Source organism: Streptomyces sp. NPDC020681 (genome assembly GCF_044334895.1).
Classification (GTDB): Bacteria; Actinomycetota; Actinomycetes; order Streptomycetales; family Streptomycetaceae; genus Streptomyces.
Window position 1 is genome coordinate 409,425 of sequence record NZ_JBIRTX010000007.1, and the last position, 14,616, is coordinate 424,040.

A 14,616-nucleotide genomic window follows, 5' to 3' on the forward strand; every position below is an offset into this window, starting at 1 on the left:
CTACCCCTTGGCCGCCGCCGTCTTGGCCGCCTTGGCCTTGGTGGCGGGCGCGGGCACCGACTTCGCCGCGTCCTCTGCGGGAGCCGCCGCACCGGCCGCGTCCGCGCCCGGCTCCGCCGCCAGGGCTTCCGGCTTCACGCCGACGCCGAGCTTCTCCAGGATCTTCTTCTCGATCTCATTCGCGAGATCGGGATTGTCCTTCAGGAAGTTACGGGCGTTCTCCTTGCCCTGGCCGAGCTGGTCGCCCTCGTACGTGTACCAGGCGCCGGCCTTGCGGACGAAGCCGTTCTCCACGCCCATGTCGATCAGACCGCCCTCGCGGCTGATGCCCTGGCCGTAGAGGATGTCGAACTCGGCCTGCTTGAAGGGCGGCGCGACCTTGTTCTTGACGACCTTGACGCGGGTGCGGTTGCCGACCGCGTCCGTGCCGTCCTTGAGGGTCTCGATACGGCGGATGTCGAGCCGCACCGAGGCGTAGAACTTCAGCGCACGGCCACCGGTCGTGGTCTCCGGCGAGCCGAACATCACGCCGATCTTCTCGCGGAGCTGGTTGATGAAGATCGCGGTGGTCTTGGACTGGTTCAGCGCGCTGGTGATCTTCCGGAGCGCCTGGCTCATCAGCCGCGCCTGCAGACCGACGTGCGAGTCGCCCATCTCGCCCTCGATCTCGGCGCGCGGCACCAGGGCCGCCACGGAGTCGATGACGATCAGGTCGAGAGCGCCGGAGCGGACGAGCATGTCGACGATCTCGAGCGCCTGCTCACCGTTGTCCGGCTGGGACAGGATGAGGTTGTCGATGTCGACGCCGAGCTTCTTCGCGTACTCGGGGTCGAGGGCGTGCTCGGCGTCGATGAAGGCCACCGAGCCACCGAGCCGCTGGGCATTGGCCACCGCGTGCAGCGTGAGGGTCGTCTTGCCGGAGGACTCCGGGCCGTACACCTCCACCACACGGCCGCGCGGCAGGCCGCCGACGCCGAGCGCGACGTCGAGCGCGGTCGACCCGGTGGGGATGACCTCGATGGGCTCGTTCGGCCGCTCGCCGAGGCGCATCACCGCGCCCTTGCCGAATTGCCGTTCAATCTGTGCGAGCGCGGCGTCGAGCGCCTTCTCGCGGTCGGTACCTGCCATGGGTTCCACCCGATTTGCTTGAGTCGATCGCTTCACGTCAAAGACGCTATCCCCTGCCACTGACAATGGGCCCCGGCGTCCTTCCCGCCTGTGGACAACTCCCGGAACCGAGGGCCGGAATTCCATGAGAATGGATGTTCGATTTTGGTGTCAAGCGCACCACGCGAGCGGGTGCCGTCGGCGTAAGCGGAGGCCATCATGAAGGGGCCCGGCCGCAGCACCACGCAGGAAGCGCAGCACCACGCAGGAACCTCAGTGCCACGCAGGAAGGGGAACGCGATGGAGCTGTTCCCGCCGATGCCACTCGCTCAGTGGCAGGACACCAAAGAGACGCTGCACCGATTCGCGCAGGTCGTAGGCAAGATCCGGCTCGCCGCGAGCGTCCGCCGCAATCACTGGTGGAACGTTCCGTTCCATCTCACCGGACGTGGCATGACCACCCGTCCGACGGGCCGGGCCGACGGCCGGCCGGTCTTCACCATCGACTTCGACTTCGTCAGCCATCAACTGGTCGTCGCGACCTTGGACGGCCGGGCGAGATCCTTCCCGCTCCAGGGCCAGTCCGTGGCGTCGTTCCACCGCAACACCCTTGAGGCACTGGCCGACTTGGGCATCGACGTGAGCATCCGGCTTCCCCGGCCGTACGACCTGCCCGATGCCGACCGGCCGTTCGCCGAGGACACCGAGCACGCCGGCTACGACCCCGCCCAGGCCAACCGCTACTGGCAGGTCCTCAGCCAAGTGACGCTGGTGCTGGAGGAGTTCGCGGCCGGCTATGCGGGGAAGGCCAGCCCCGTCCACCACTTCTGGCACAGCTTCGACGTCGCCCACACCCGGTTCTCCGGGCGCCATGCCGACCAGTCGCCGCAGGTCGATCCCGTAACGCGGGAGGCCTACTCCCGAGAGCTCATCAGCTTCGGATTCTGGTTCGGTGACAAGGCCATGGGCGAACCGGCCTTCTACTCCTACACCGCACCCGAGCCCGCGGAACTGGCCGGCGAACCGCTCGTGCCCGCGTCGGCGCACTGGGTCCCGCGCAATGACAGCCATCTGGCCGTGCTGCCGTACGCCGAGGCCCGTGCCGAGAGCGACCCTCGTTCCGCCGTACTCGCCTTCTACGAGAGCGCGTACCTCGCCGGAGCCCGGCACACGGGCTGGGACATCCCCCGGCTCGCCTCTCCGGGCGGGATCACCGACCCACTGCTGGCGGCCCCACTCCAGTGAATCCAGTGAATCTGCAGAGTCGGCGCGGTCAGCGGAGCTGCTGCTGCCAGTCCGCGGGGACCTTGCCCAGCGGCCCCGGGGACGGCTGGGAGGCCGGATGCGAGGTGGGCTCGGGCAGTTCCAGCCCCTCGTAGTACTCCTCGGTCTCGATGTTCCAGGTCCAGCTCTCGCCCGGCTCGAAGCTGGTCAGGAACGGATGGCCCGCCTCGCGAGCGTGCTTCGTACCGTGCTGCTCGGGTGAGGAGTCGCAGCATCCGATGTGCCCGCACGCCGCACAGCGGCGCAGGTGAAACCACCATCCGCCGCCCTCCAGGCACTCCACGCAGCCGTCCCCGCTGGGAGTCGCCGTTGGATCGACCCCTGGGATCTGGTCCTTTGCCATGAGCCATGCCTCTCTGCTGAGGCCGGTGCAGGTGTCCTTGGGGCCGGCTCGGTGTGCCGGGACCGGCGACCTGCCCTTTCTGGCATCGTAACCGCGGGGGCAGCACGGAGCGCCTCGATCACCCCGGGCCCACGGTCCACGGCTGAAGCGTTCGGTCACAACAGTGCCGCGCCCGCCTATCCTTCGAGGCATGGCCCTCCCCTCCCGCGCCCCGGGCAGCCGCCTGTCCGCGCGTGCGACCGACGCGGTCGTGACGTTGCTGGTCAGCGTCGTCGTGGTCGTCTGGACCGCGGTGATGTCGCAGTACGAGAGCGAGTCGCCGGCCGCCACGCTCATCGGCTGGGCCCTGATCGCGGTGGGCTGTGGCGCGCTCTACTTCCGGCGTCGCCGGCCCGTCGCCGTCGCCGTGGTCACGCTGGCCGCCTGCGCGGCCTACTACCCGCTGAGCTCCTTCGACGGCCCGCTGATGATCACCTTCGCGCTCGCGCTCTACAGCGTCGCCGCCGAGGGCCGCTTCACCGCCGCCGTCGCGCTCGCCGCCATCACCCTGCTCGCCGTCGGCCTCGGCGAGGTGCGGCAGAGCGAGGGCAACCGGCAGATCGACGACACCTCGCTCGTGATGCTCGCCGGCTGGCTGATCAGTCTCGTCGCCGTCGGCCGCCTCCAGCGCACCCGTCTCGCCTATCTGCACGAGGTCGAGCAGCGCGCCCTGGCAGCCGAGCGCGAGCAGGAGGCGCGGGCCCGGCAGAGCGCCACCGAGGAGCGGCTGCGGATCGCCCGCGAGCTGCACGACGTGCTCGGCCACAGCATCTCGCTGATCAACGTCCAGTCCAGCGCCGTACTGCACAAGCTGAGCAAGCAGCCGCAGCCCGCCGACGCGCTGGCCGCGGCCGAGGCGGCGCTGGAGGCGGTGAAGAGCACCAGCAAGGACGCGCTGCGCGAGCTGCGTTCCACCCTTGGGGTGCTGCGGCAGGCCGACGAGGCCGCGCCGACCGCGCCCGTCTCCGGGCTCGACCGGCTCGGCGAGCTCGTCGAACGGGCCTGCGCAACCGGCATCGAGGTCCGTACGCGCACGGAGGGCACGCCCCGTCCGCTGCCGCCGCCGGTCGACCTCGCCGCCTACCGGATCGTGCAGGAGTCGCTGACCAATGTGACCCGGCACGCGAACGCGAGCACCGCGCTGATCACCATCGCCTACTCCGAGCACGACGTCCGCGTACGGATCGACGACGACGGACAGGGCTCGGCCGACGCGCAGTCACTGGGCAGCGGCATCATGGGCATGGCCGAGCGCGCCAAGGCCTTCGGCGGCGAACTGACCGCACGCAACACAGCAGACGGCTTCCGGGTCAGCGCCCGGCTGCCGCTGGGTCCTGAACAGGACCTGAGGGGGACCGAATGATTCGCGTGGTGCTCGCCGACGACCAGACTCTGGTGCGGGCCGGCTTCCGATCAATCCTTGCCGACGAGGCCGACATCGAGGTCGTGGGCGAGGCATCCGACGGCGAGCAGGCCGTCGCCCTGGCCCGCGAACTGCGCCCGGACGTCGTGCTCATGGACATCCGGATGCCCGGCGTCGACGGCCTTGAGGCGACCCGCCGGATCCTCGCCGACCCGCGTCTGGCGGACGTCCGCGTCGTCATCCTGACCACCTTCGACGTCGACGACTACGTGTACGGCGCGCTGCGCGCCGGCGCGTCGGGCTTCCTCGTCAAGGACACCGAACCGATGGAACTGCTGCACGGCGTACGGGTGGTGGCCCGCGGCGACGCCCTGATCGCGCCCGCCGTCACCCGGCGGCTGATCTCCGAGTTCGCCGGCCGCAGCCCCCGGCCCGACCCGAGCCCGCGCCTCAACGCCCTCACTGAGCGGGAGCGCGAGGTGATGGGACTGGTCGGGGCCGGCCTGTCCAACGACGAGATCGCACAGCGGCTCGTCCTCTCCCCCGCCACTGCGAAGACGCATGTCAGCAGGATCATGACGAAGCTGGATGTACGGGACCGTGCGCAGCTGGTGATCCTGGCGTACGAGTCCGGGATGATCACTCCGGGCTGGATGGCCTAGCAACTTCCGTAGTACCTACGGAAGGACGGCCACAACTCATGGGGTATGCCGGGTGTCCTCCGCCGGCCGACGCCCCGCCCGCAGCCGTACCCCGACGCTCTCGGGGTGACCCCAGAGACGCTCGACCTCGCGCGGCTGCAGTTCGCCCTCACGGCGGGCGGCCACTTCCTGTTCGTGGCGCTCACCCTGGGGCTCGCGACTGTCGTCGCCTGCCTCCAGACGGTGGCGACGATCGGCCGCCGTCCGCTGCCCGCCCGCATGGTGCGCTTCTGGGGCCAGCTGTACGTCATCAACTACGCGGTAGGGATCGTCACCGGGCTGGTGATGGAGTTCCAGTTCGGGCTGAGCTGGAGCGGGCTCACGCACTACGCGGGCAATGTCTTCGGTGCCTCGCTCGCGGTCGAGACGATCGTGGCGTTCTTCGTCGAGTCGACGTTCCTGGGGCTGTGGATCTTCGGCTGGCACCGCTTCAACAGGTGGGTGCATCTGGCGATGATCTGGATCGTCGCGCTCACCGCGTATCTCTCGGCGTACTGGATCCTCGTCTCCAACGGCTTTCTGAACAATCCGGTCGGCCACCGGGCCGAGGGCGGCGAGCTGGTCCTCGACGACGCCGGGGCGCTGCTGACCAATCCGAACGCGCTGCTGGCATTCGGGCACGTCGCGGGCGGGGCGCTGCTGACCGCCGGGTTCTTCATGGCCGGCGTGAGCGCGTACCACCTCTTCCGGCGCACGTCCGAGTGGGAGTTCTTCGGCCGCAGTCTGCGGATCGGCGTGTTCCTGTCCTTCCCAGCGCTGATGTTCACCGCCGTCTTCGGTGGCATTCAGTTCGCCGCGATGCAGCCCATGAAGTCGGCCGTCTTCAGTGCGAAGTCCGCGGAGATCGCGCGGATCCAGGCCGAGATGGCGGCCCGCTTCGGGCCCGGTGACTATGTGCCGCCGGAGAGCTGGACGCGCGGGGCCGGGCTGATCATGCTGATCGCCTTTGCGCTGATGATGTACTTCAGCCTCGCCGGCGTTGTCCTGGCCTGCTTCAAGAAGGTCGTCTTCCGGTTCCGGCTCTGGCATCTCGCGCTGATGACGGCCGTGCCGCTGCCGTACCTCGCGATGATCAGTGGCTGGGTGTTCCGCGAGGCGGGCCGCCAACCCTGGGTCGTGTACGGGCTGTTGAAGACCGAGGACGCCGTCTCCGGCCACTCCCCCGGCGCGATGCGTGCCTCGCTGATCACGTTCACCACCCTGTTCGCGCTGCTGGCGGCCGTCAACGGCTGGCTGATCGTGCGGCATGCCCGTAAGGGGCCCGTCGACGCGGGTCTGGGCCACGACGACCGCACGGACCGGAAGAACCCGGCCGACTCCCTTCCCGCCACGAGCTACTGAGGAGTGCGCCATGGAGACTCTCGCCATCGTGCTGCTGGGCTTCTTCGCCGCCGGATACTTCGTGCTCGCGGGCGCCGACATCGGGACAGGGATGCTCGTGCCGTATCTCGGCCGCGACGATGCCGAGCGGCGGCTGGTCATCACCTCGTTCGCGCCGTTCTTCCTGGGCAACGAGGTGTGGCTGGTGGCCACGGCAGGCGTGCTCGTCGGCTGCTTTCCAGAGCTCGAAGGAGAGCTGTTCAGCGGCCAGTTCGCGGTCGTCGTCGCCCTGCTGGCCGGCTGGATCGTGCGCGACATGGGGCTGTGGCTGCGCGGCCGTACGCACTTGAGGCTCTGGCGTGCCGGGTGCGACACAGCGGTGGTGTGCGGCAGTTGGGCGTTCGCGCTGTCCTGGGGCTGGCTGCTGACCGCGTTGTTCGGCGGTACGCCCGGCTCACCCGCCTCCGGCCCGGCCGCCGTTCTCACCACGCTGGCGGTGGCCGCGCTGTTCGCCGTGCACGGGCTCGGGTTCGCGGCCGTACGGCTCACCGGAGCGCCCTACGAACGCGCGCGCGTGCTCGTGGGCCGTACCGGCCCGTGGCAGTCCTTTGCGCTGACCGGTGTCCTGATGGCCGCGGTGCCGCTGCTCGCCGGGCGCGGACTGCCGCTGCGCCCATCTGCGGCGGACGGCGCGACGCTCTCGCTCCTTGTGCCTGTGCTGCTGGCGGTCACACCGCTGCTGTGCGCCGTCCAGGCGTGGACGTGGCACGCCTTCCGGCACCGCGTGACCCGCCCTTCGTACCTCTGAACCCGTCCCTCCGAGTCCCTCCGAATCCCACCGGGAGATCACAAATGACCACCGCAACGCGCGCAGGCGTCTTCGAGCGCCTCGCCGCCTTCTCGTACGCCCACCGGCTACGCGCCCTGCTCCTGTGGGTGGTGGTCCTGATCGGGATCACCGGCGTCTCCATAGCGGCGGGGAACGCGTACCACAACGACTTCTCGCTGCCCGGCACCGATTCCCAGCAGGCGCAGTCCGTACTGGAGAAACACGGCTCGGCGCAGGCCGATGCGACCGTGCAGATCGTGGTGCGTGCAACCGACGGCATCCATAGCGACGGCGTCGAGAACCGCGTCCAGGGGATGCTCGAAAAGGTCGCCGGGCTGCCGGGCGTCACCGACGTACGGACGCCGTACGAGGACGCGGCGGCCGTCTCCGAGGACGGCACGGTCGCCTACGCCACGGTCACGCTCGACGGCGAGGCGCAGAACGTCCCCAAGGAGGACGTGCGGACGATCATCGAGACGGCCGAGTCCGTGACCGGCGACGGGATCGAGACCGCCGTGGGCGGTGACGCGGCACGCGGCGCCGAGGAGGCCGAGGGCGGAGCGGCCGAAGGCGCGGGCATTCTGGGCGCGTTGGTGATCCTGGTCTTCCTCTTCGGGTCGCTGGTGGCCGCGAGTCTGCCGGTGATCACCGCGCTGTTCGCGGTCGGCAGTTCCATCGGACTCATCGCGCTCGCCTCGCACTTCGCGAACGTCGCCGACTTCACTCCGCCGATCATGATGCTGGTCGGTCTCGGCGTCGGCATCGACTACGCGCTGCTGATCTTCTCGCGCTACCGCAGCGAACTCCTCGACGGCGCGTCCCCCGAACAGGCCACGCGATCCGCCCTGGACGCCGCCGGCCGTACGGTCTTCTTCGCCGGCTGCACCGTGATCATCGCCCTGATGGGGCTGGTGGCCCTCGGCCTCGGCTCACTCCAGGGAGTGGCCCTCGCGGTCGCGCTGACTGTGCTGGTCACCATGGCCGCCTCGCTCACTCTGCTCCCGGCCCTGCTGGGCGTCTTCGGCGCCCGTATCCAGCGGCAGGTCTCGGGGCGCGCGGCAAAGGCCCGCCGGGTCGAGGGCGCGGGCTGGCGACGCTGGGCGAGGGGCGTGCAGAAGCGGCCGTGGGCGGCCCTGGTGGTGTCCGTCGTGGCGCTCGGCGCGCTGGCCGCGCCCGCGCTCGACCTGCGCCTCGGATTCGCGGACGCGGGCAACGACGCGGAGAGCACCTCCAGCCGCCAGGCCTACGACCTGCTCGCGGAGGGCTTCGGTCCGGGCTTCAGCGGGCCGCTGATCGTGGTCTCGGACGGCGGAGGCGCAGGTGCCGCGGCCGAGTTGCAGCAGGTGCTGGAGGAGACCGAGGGCATCGCGGCGGTCACCGGGCCGATCCCGACGAAGGACGTGGCGGTTTCCACGGTCATCGCCTTCCCTGACTCCGCTCCGCAGGCGGAGGAGACTTCCCGACTTGTCGACCGGTTGCGCGACGATGTCCTTCCGCCACTGGAGGAGTCCACGGGCGCGGAGCTGCTGGTCGGCGGACCGACCGCGGCCACCGAGGACTTCGCGTCCACCGTTTCGAGCCGGATGCCGCTGTTCGTCGCGATCGTCGTCGGCCTGTCGGCGCTGCTGCTGCTCCTGGTCTTCCGCTCGGTCCTGATCCCGCTGAAGGCCGCGATCCTCAACCTGGTGTCCATCGCGGCCGCGCTCGGAGCGATCACGCTGGTCTTCCAGAAGGGCTGGTTCGGCGTCGAACCCGGTCCGATCGAGGCGTTCATCCCGGTCATGATCTTCGCGATCGTCTTCGGGCTCTCGATGGACTACGAGGTCTTCCTGGTCTCGCGCATCCACGAGGAGTGGGAGCGTACGAAGGATCCGCAGGGCGCGGTACGCGAAGGTCTCGCCGCCACCGGCAAGGTCATCACGGCGGCCGCGGCGATCATGATCGTGGTGTTCTCCGCCTTCATGCTCAGCCCGGACCGGATGCTGCAGCAGTTCGGCCTGGGCCTGGCGGTGGCGATCCTGCTCGACGCGGTGGTCATCCGCTGCCTGATCGTGCCGGCGGTCATGCAGCTGCTGGGGCGCAGCGCGTGGTGGCTGCCGGGGTGGCTGCGCGGGGTACTGCCGAAGGTCGAGCTGGAGCGTCACCGCCTCGACTCCTGATCGGCCGGCTCACGAACGGCGTCACCGAGCCGAACGGCGGCCGTGCGTCGGGGCGTTGTGGGGGCGTGTGGGGCGTTGTCAGTGGCAGGGTGCACCATTTCTGTTATGCGCCTCACACGTTGGACGACAGACAGCATGCCGGTGTCGTACTGCCAGTACTACCTGCAGGGAGACGACTTCCTGGTCGAGTACGACGACGCCGACACCATCGGCCGCATCCACGCGGGCAACGGCCTGGCGGCGGGCGGCCCCGAGCATCTGACCGTGCTCTCCGGCACACACACCGGAGAGATCACGCTGACGACGGAGCAGCTCCAGGACGCGCCGCCGCCGCCCGGTGACGAGTGGGAGACGGCGGTGGACGTGAGCATCTGCAGCACGAGCGGTGCGCTGTGGCTGGCGCAGTGGGGCGGCGACGTGGTGCCGGACGCGGGGAACTTCGCCATATCGGGGGCGGGTTGGTACCGGGTCAGGGTGCAGACGCGCGGCCGGGACGCGGGCCGCGGGCCGGAAGCGTCAGACGTGCCCGACGCGCCCGCTTCGGTGGAAGAGCACTGCCTGACGATCTGGCCCGCCCCACCGGCCCCGGACCTGGTCCACAGGGCGGCCGACGCCATAGCCCGCGCGTGCTACGACCCGACCGACCCGCCGGCTCTGCCGATCGACCCCGACGACCCGACGGCGGTCCTGATCCCGCACGAGTACGCGGACGAGCCGGTGGATCTGCGGGAGCCGGTCAAGCTCGTGTTGTCGGCAGACGCAGTGGGCGGGGAGCACTTGGGCGGCTGAGGCGCGTGGCCGCAGCCGCGTCCGTGAGCGGCCCGGCTCAGGACTTGTCGTCGGGCGCCCGTGCGGTGTCGGGGCCGGGCTGGGCGGGGACGGCAGCGCCGTCCTTGCGGAGGACGGCACGCAGGCGCGCCAGCGCCTGACCGCCGCCCACACGGCTGCGGTGGCCGTGGACGCGCGGGTCGTCGGTCACGTCGTAGCGCTTCACGTACGCGCCGAGGAACGCCTGCAGCGTGGCGACCGCCGGGATCGCGATCAGCGCGCCGACCGCGCCCAGCAGTGCCGTACCCGCGATGACCGATCCGAACGCCACGGCCGGGTGGATGTCGACCGTCTTCGCGGTGAGCTTGGGTTGCAGCACATAGTTCTCGAACTGCTGGTAGATCAGCACGAATCCGAGCACCCACACCGCGTACCAAGGGTCCTCCGTGAATCCGATCAGCATCGGCAGCGCACCGGCCAGGTACGTGCCGATCGTCGGAATGAACTGCGAGACCAGGCCGACCCAGACCGCCAGCGCCGGAGCGTACGGCACGCCGAGGCTCTCCAGCAGGACGTAGTGCGCAACTCCGGAGATGAGGGCCATCAGACCGCGCGAGTACAGATAGCCGCCCGTCTTGTCGACGGCGATCTCCCATGCCCTCAGCACCTCGGCCTGCTTGGCCGGCGGCAGCACCGAGCAGACCGCACGCCTCAGCCGCGGCCCGTCGGCCGCGAAGTAGAAGGAGAACAGCAGGATCGTCAGGACCTTGAACAGACCGCCGAGCACCGTCGCGGAGACGTCCAGCACGCCGCTCGCGCTGTTCTGGACGTACTTCCGCAGCCAGTCCGACCTCAGCAGGCTCTCCTGGACCTCCACCCGGGACAGCTCGGTCTGGAAGCTCCGGTTGATCCAGTTGATCACCGAGTCGAGGTACTTGGGGAAGTCCTCGACCATCTCGATGATCTGGCCCGCGAGCATCGAACCGAGGAGGAAGACAAAACCGGCCGCCGTGACCACCACCGCGAGGAAGACCAGAAACGTGGCGAGTCCACGCCGCATGCCGCGCGACGCCATCCGGCCCACCGCGGGCTCTATCGCCAGCGCCAGGAAGAAGGCGATCAGGATGTTGATCAGCAGCCCGATGAGCTGGTGGAAGGCCCAACTGCCCAGCTGGAAGCAGGCGTAGAGGGCCAGCGCGAGCACCATGGCGCGCGGCAGCCAGCGGGGCATGCGGACCGGGCCGACGGATCCGCCCGCCGGCGCGGCGGGCGGTGCGCTCGGCGGGGTCACGTTCTGGTCGGTCTTGTCGGTCGGGGCCACGGAGTCAGTGTCGCCTACACGCCCCGCCGCGCATCCGCCGCCCCGACTTCCACCGCCCGGCACACCGCTCGCCGGGCTCACCTCTTGTCATCCTCGGCCGGCCGTTTGCCGGCCTCCACTCACCGCTTGTCGGACGGGACGTCGACGGCCGCGCACACCCCGCGCCACACGTCCTTGGCCTCCCAGCCGGCGGCGAGCGCTTCGTGCACGGTCCGGCCGCCGAGTTCGGCCATCACATGGTCACGTGCGAAGGAGTCGGCGTACGCCTGACCGAAGTGGTCCGCCATCCGCTCCCAGAAAATCGTCAACCGCATGACGCCAGTATCCCGCCCCTGGGGTGCAGCCCGGTCCGTCCCTCAATCCGAAAGCCCTTTCCGCCCTACGGTCGGAACATGGCTGGAACCGGAGCAACCCCCGCGCCTTCGCCCACGTCCCCCCTCGCCCGCGCCGAACAGTTCATCTGGCTCACCGCCCGTGTCCTGGAGCAGCGGCGCTTCGCGTACCACTTTCTGGGCGGCGGCTCGGACACCGTCGAGACCGCCCTGGCCGCCTACCTCAACGAGGACGGCGGCTACGGCCACGCCCTCGAACCGGATCTGCGCGGCCCCGTCAGCCAGCCCCTGCACACGTCGCACGCGCTGCGCGTCCTCGACTCGATCGGCCGCTGCGGCGGACTGCGTGTGGAGCGGATCTGCCGCTATCTCACGGACGTGTCGACGCGGGACGGGGCGCTGCCCGCGATCCATCCCTCGCAGCGCGGCTATCCGGCCGCGCCGTTCATCCCGATCGTCGACGACCCTCCGAGCGAGCTGCTCGCGACCGGGCCCGTGGTCGGGCTGCTGCACCGCAATCAGGTCTGGCACGCCTGGCTGTTCCGGGCCACGGACTTCTGCTGGGCCGCGGTGGACGCGCTGGAGAAGTCCCATCCGTACGAGATCGAGGCCGCGGTCGCCTTCCTGGACGGGGTCCCGGACCGCTCCCGCGCCGAGTCCGCGGCGGACCGGCTCGGCCGGCTGGTACGCGATCAGCGGCTGGCCGCGCTCGACCCGGACCGGCTCGACGAGTACCCGGTCGCGCCCGGCTATGCGCCGGGCGAGCACCACTTCCCGTACGACTTCGCGCGTACGCCTCAGTCGCTGGCCCGGCGCTGGTTCACGGACGAGGAGATGACGCGCTCGCTGGAGCATCTGGAGGGCGAGCAGCGCGACGACGGCGGCTGGCCGATCAACTGGCGTCAGTGGGCACCGGGCACGGCCATGGAGGCGCGGCCGATCGTGACGATCGAGGCGCTGCGTACGCTCCGCGCACACGGCCGCGCCATCTCCTGACGCCCGCGCACGGGCGGCGGCCCAGTATCAGCCGCCCAGCGCCCGCACTCCCGCCGTCACCGCCACGGCCGCGCCGACGACCACCAGGAAAGGCGCGCGCAGGACGAGTGCGAGCGCCGCCGCCCCGATCCCGGCCGCCCGTGCGTCGATGACCAGCGCGCTGTTCGTGCTGAACGTCTGCTGTGCGGTGAGCGCGGCCAGCAGGGCCACGGGCAGCAGCGCCGCCAGCCGCTGGACGAGCGGGCGCTCGAGCGCGTTGGCCGGGACCAGCAGGCCGGCCAGTTTGACGACGTAGCAGCCGACGACGGTCGCCGCGATCGCGATCCAGATGCTCATCGGTCCTGGCCCTTCGTACGGTCGGTCTCTGCACGCCTACGTTCGGTCTCAGCGGGCTCCGGCCTGTCGCCCGCCCTCCTGCGGCCCTGGAACCAGAGCACGGCGGGCGCGGCCAGCGCCGCCACCAGCACCGGCACTCCGGCGGGCAGCACCGGCAGGAACGCGAGGCCCAGCACGACCGCGATCCCGGCGACGGCGCGCTCGGTCGTCGTACGCAGCATGGGCGCGAGCAGCGCGAGGAAGACGGCGGGACCGGCGGCGTCGAGACCCCAGGCGTCGGTGTCTCCGAGGGCTTCCGCGCCCAGAGCCCCGAGCAGCGTGGTCAGGTTCCACAGCACGTACAGCGTCAGACCGGTGACGGTGAAGCCGAGGCGCGCGGCGCGCCGGCTGGGCTGGGCGAGAGCGACGGCCGTGGTCTCGTCGATGACCCAGTGCGCGGCGAGCGGGCGCAGAAAGCGCGGCAGTGCGAGCAGCTGCGAAAGCCGGATCCCGTAGAAGGCGTTGCGTACGCCCAGGAAGAAGGCGCCGGCCGCGGCGGTGAGCGGGTTGCCGCCCGCCGCTATCGCCCCGACCAGCGCGAACTGCGATGCGCCGGTGAAGACCAGCAGGCTCAGCGCGCAGGTCTGCAACAGGCTGAGGCCGGATCCGGCGGAGGTCACACCGAAGGCGAAGCCGGACAGGCCGACGGCGACGCCGACGCCGAGTGCGTCGCGTACGACGGCCGAGTCCGGCTTGGACACGGGCTCGGCGGCGGTATCTGTCCCCGACGGTTTGCGGGTCTCTGGTTGAGCTGTCTGTTCTGCCACGTCGCGGACGTTACGTGCGGGCTGGGCCCGTGGTCTTGTACGTAATTGCGCGCTCCTTGCGGTACGCGCCCGGCGGGACGCCGACAATCCGCGTGAAGTGGCGGTTCAGATGCGGCTGGTCGGTGAATCCGACGGCGACGGCCGCTTCGGCGGGTGGCGACCCGGCGTCCAGGAGATGCCGCGCCCGCCGCACCCGCGCGTCGGTGAGCCAGGTGTGCGGCGGCATTCCGTACGCCGCCTTGAAGGCCCGCATCAGGGCGAAGGGGCTGGTGCCGAGCTCCTGCGCCAGCCGCTCCAGAGAGGGCGGGTCGCTCATCCGCTCCTCCAGCAGAGCCCGCGCGCGAGCCGCGTTGCGCGCCCCGGCCGAGCGCGGCTGGAGCACCGGCAGCCGGCCCCCGTGGCTGCGCAGCATGCGCGCCGTGACCAGCCGCAGCATGCTGTCGGCCGCCAGAGCGTTGCCTTCCTCGGCCGCTCTGTGCACTTCGACGACGAGCCGGGCGGCGTACGGATCGTCCACGACGGGGCTGGTGAAGCCCACCGGTCCGCGCAGCGCGATGGTGTCCTCGGCGATCGACTCGATCAGGTCGGCGGCCGGATAGAGCGTGCGATAGGTCCACCCCTCCGGGACCCCCGCGTGCCCGGTGTGCGAGGTGTCGGGGTTCACCAGCGCGATCTGCCCGGGTCCTGCCTGCACGAGGTCGTTGCGGTAGTGGAACGCCTCCACGCCCTCGGTGATCGCGGCGAAAACGAACGTCTCGTGCGTGTGCCTGGCGAACGTCTTCCGTATGTAGTGGGCGTGCAGCAGATCGACGCCGGGCAGGTCCGGGTACTGCCAGTACCGCGCCTGCTCCCGTGCTGCCATGGCTCCATTCTGCGTCACGACCGCGGGAGCCGGAACTGAGATTTCCCCAG

Annotated in this window: 15 protein-coding genes; 8 read left to right on the forward strand and 7 right to left on the reverse strand. The window is 70.4% G+C overall.

What is annotated here, in order from left to right; genetic code table 11:
• Nucleotides 1–1,128, reverse strand: coding sequence for a recombinase RecA (gene recA / locus ACH4YL_RS20065; RefSeq protein WP_398508715.1), 1,128 nt, complete (start codon nucleotides 1,126–1,128; stop codon nucleotides 1–3).
• Between the two features lie 279 nt (nucleotides 1,129–1,407).
• Here recA and ACH4YL_RS20070 point away from each other — a divergent pair, with 279 nt between their 5' ends.
• Nucleotides 1,408–2,352 (forward strand): DUF5996 family protein, encoded by a 945-nt coding sequence (locus ACH4YL_RS20070; RefSeq protein WP_398508755.1) that lies wholly within the window; start codon nucleotides 1,408–1,410, stop codon nucleotides 2,350–2,352.
• 28 nt (nucleotides 2,353–2,380) lie between these two features.
• Here ACH4YL_RS20070 and ACH4YL_RS20075 read toward each other — a convergent pair whose 3' ends face one another.
• The gene (locus ACH4YL_RS20075; protein ID WP_398508716.1) at nucleotides 2,381–2,734 is read right to left on the reverse strand and encodes a UBP-type zinc finger domain-containing protein; all 354 of its coding nucleotides are present in this window, start codon (nucleotides 2,732–2,734) and stop codon (nucleotides 2,381–2,383) included.
• A 190-nt stretch (nucleotides 2,735–2,924) separates the two neighbouring features.
• Here ACH4YL_RS20075 and ACH4YL_RS20080 point away from each other — a divergent pair, with 190 nt between their 5' ends.
• The 6 genes from ACH4YL_RS20080 (at nucleotide 2,925) to ACH4YL_RS20105 (ending at nucleotide 9,934) form a co-directional block, all read left to right on the forward strand.
• The gene (locus tag ACH4YL_RS20080; protein WP_398508717.1) at nucleotides 2,925–4,136 is read left to right on the forward strand and encodes a sensor histidine kinase; all 1,212 of its coding nucleotides are present in this window, start codon (nucleotides 2,925–2,927) and stop codon (nucleotides 4,134–4,136) included.
• Nucleotides 4,133–4,798, forward strand: coding sequence for a response regulator (locus ACH4YL_RS20085; RefSeq protein ID WP_398508718.1), 666 nt, complete (start codon nucleotides 4,133–4,135; stop codon nucleotides 4,796–4,798). Before ACH4YL_RS20080 ends, ACH4YL_RS20085 begins: the two co-directional genes overlap by 4 nt.
• Nucleotides 4,799–4,903: 105 nt before the next feature.
• A complete protein-coding gene (locus ACH4YL_RS20090; RefSeq protein WP_398508719.1) occupies nucleotides 4,904–6,178 on the forward strand; it encodes a cytochrome ubiquinol oxidase subunit I in 1,275 nt (424 codons plus the stop codon).
• Nucleotides 6,179–6,188: 10 nt separating this feature from the next.
• Nucleotides 6,189–6,965: a cytochrome d ubiquinol oxidase subunit II gene (locus tag ACH4YL_RS20095; protein WP_398508720.1), complete on the forward strand. Its 777-nt coding sequence runs from the start codon at nucleotides 6,189–6,191 to the stop codon at nucleotides 6,963–6,965.
• 44 nt (nucleotides 6,966–7,009) lie between these two features.
• Entirely contained in the window at nucleotides 7,010–9,145 is a 2,136-nt protein-coding gene (locus ACH4YL_RS20100) for an MMPL family transporter (protein WP_398508721.1), read from the forward strand.
• Nucleotides 9,146–9,250: 105 nt separating this feature from the next.
• Nucleotides 9,251–9,934, forward strand: a complete 684-nt coding sequence (locus ACH4YL_RS20105; RefSeq protein ID WP_398508722.1) for a hypothetical protein — start codon at nucleotides 9,251–9,253, stop codon at nucleotides 9,932–9,934.
• A gap of 37 nt (nucleotides 9,935–9,971) precedes the next feature.
• On the opposite strand, the gene ACH4YL_RS20110 is transcribed toward ACH4YL_RS20105, so the two are convergent.
• The gene (locus ACH4YL_RS20110; RefSeq protein WP_398508723.1) at nucleotides 9,972–11,234 is read right to left on the reverse strand and encodes an AI-2E family transporter; all 1,263 of its coding nucleotides are present in this window, start codon (nucleotides 11,232–11,234) and stop codon (nucleotides 9,972–9,974) included.
• A gap of 119 nt (nucleotides 11,235–11,353) precedes the next feature.
• Nucleotides 11,354–11,548, reverse strand: a complete 195-nt coding sequence (locus ACH4YL_RS20115) for a DUF3046 domain-containing protein (protein ID WP_398508724.1) — start codon at nucleotides 11,546–11,548, stop codon at nucleotides 11,354–11,356.
• 78 nt (nucleotides 11,549–11,626) lie between these two features.
• Between ACH4YL_RS20115 and ACH4YL_RS20120 the strand changes: the two genes are divergently transcribed.
• Nucleotides 11,627–12,562 carry a hypothetical protein gene (locus ACH4YL_RS20120; RefSeq protein WP_398508725.1) on the forward strand — a complete coding sequence of 312 codons (936 nt, stop codon included), beginning with the start codon at nucleotides 11,627–11,629 and terminating at the stop codon, nucleotides 12,560–12,562.
• Between the two features lie 27 nt (nucleotides 12,563–12,589).
• On the opposite strand, the gene ACH4YL_RS20125 is transcribed toward ACH4YL_RS20120, so the two are convergent.
• From ACH4YL_RS20125 to ACH4YL_RS20135, 3 genes are read right to left on the reverse strand one after another with little or no spacing between them, the layout of a single operon-like run.
• Nucleotides 12,590–12,898, reverse strand: coding sequence for an AzlD domain-containing protein (locus ACH4YL_RS20125; RefSeq protein ID WP_398508726.1), 309 nt, complete (start codon nucleotides 12,896–12,898; stop codon nucleotides 12,590–12,592).
• Nucleotides 12,895–13,704 (reverse strand): AzlC family ABC transporter permease, encoded by an 810-nt coding sequence (locus ACH4YL_RS20130; RefSeq protein ID WP_398508727.1) that lies wholly within the window; start codon nucleotides 13,702–13,704, stop codon nucleotides 12,895–12,897. Before ACH4YL_RS20130 ends, ACH4YL_RS20125 begins: the two co-directional genes overlap by 4 nt.
• Before the next feature lie 10 nt (nucleotides 13,705–13,714).
• Nucleotides 13,715–14,566, reverse strand: a complete 852-nt coding sequence (locus tag ACH4YL_RS20135) for an AraC family transcriptional regulator (RefSeq protein WP_398508728.1) — start codon at nucleotides 14,564–14,566, stop codon at nucleotides 13,715–13,717.
• Between the last annotated feature and the right edge of the window lie 50 nt (nucleotides 14,567–14,616).

Coding starts and splice junctions, on each gene's coding strand:
- ACH4YL_RS20075 (WP_398508716.1), bottom strand. CDS start 2,734: ATGGCAAAGGACCAGATCCCAGGGGTCGATCCAACGGCGACTCCCAGC.
- ACH4YL_RS20120 (WP_398508725.1), top strand. CDS start 11,627: ATGGCTGGAACCGGAGCAACCCCCGCGCCTTCGCCCACGTCCCCCCTC.
- ACH4YL_RS20135 (WP_398508728.1), bottom strand. CDS start 14,566: ATGGCAGCACGGGAGCAGGCGCGGTACTGGCAGTACCCGGACCTGCCC.
- ACH4YL_RS20125 (WP_398508726.1), bottom strand. CDS start 12,898: ATGAGCATCTGGATCGCGATCGCGGCGACCGTCGTCGGCTGCTACGTC.
- ACH4YL_RS20095 (WP_398508720.1), top strand. CDS start 6,189: ATGGAGACTCTCGCCATCGTGCTGCTGGGCTTCTTCGCCGCCGGATAC.
- recA (WP_398508715.1), bottom strand. CDS start 1,128: ATGGCAGGTACCGACCGCGAGAAGGCGCTCGACGCCGCGCTCGCACAG.
- ACH4YL_RS20085 (WP_398508718.1), top strand. CDS start 4,133: ATGATTCGCGTGGTGCTCGCCGACGACCAGACTCTGGTGCGGGCCGGC.
- ACH4YL_RS20105 (WP_398508722.1), top strand. CDS start 9,251: ATGCGCCTCACACGTTGGACGACAGACAGCATGCCGGTGTCGTACTGC.
- ACH4YL_RS20080 (WP_398508717.1), top strand. CDS start 2,925: ATGGCCCTCCCCTCCCGCGCCCCGGGCAGCCGCCTGTCCGCGCGTGCG.
- ACH4YL_RS20070 (WP_398508755.1), top strand. CDS start 1,408: ATGGAGCTGTTCCCGCCGATGCCACTCGCTCAGTGGCAGGACACCAAA.
- ACH4YL_RS20115 (WP_398508724.1), bottom strand. CDS start 11,548: ATGCGGTTGACGATTTTCTGGGAGCGGATGGCGGACCACTTCGGTCAG.
- ACH4YL_RS20100 (WP_398508721.1), top strand. CDS start 7,010: ATGACCACCGCAACGCGCGCAGGCGTCTTCGAGCGCCTCGCCGCCTTC.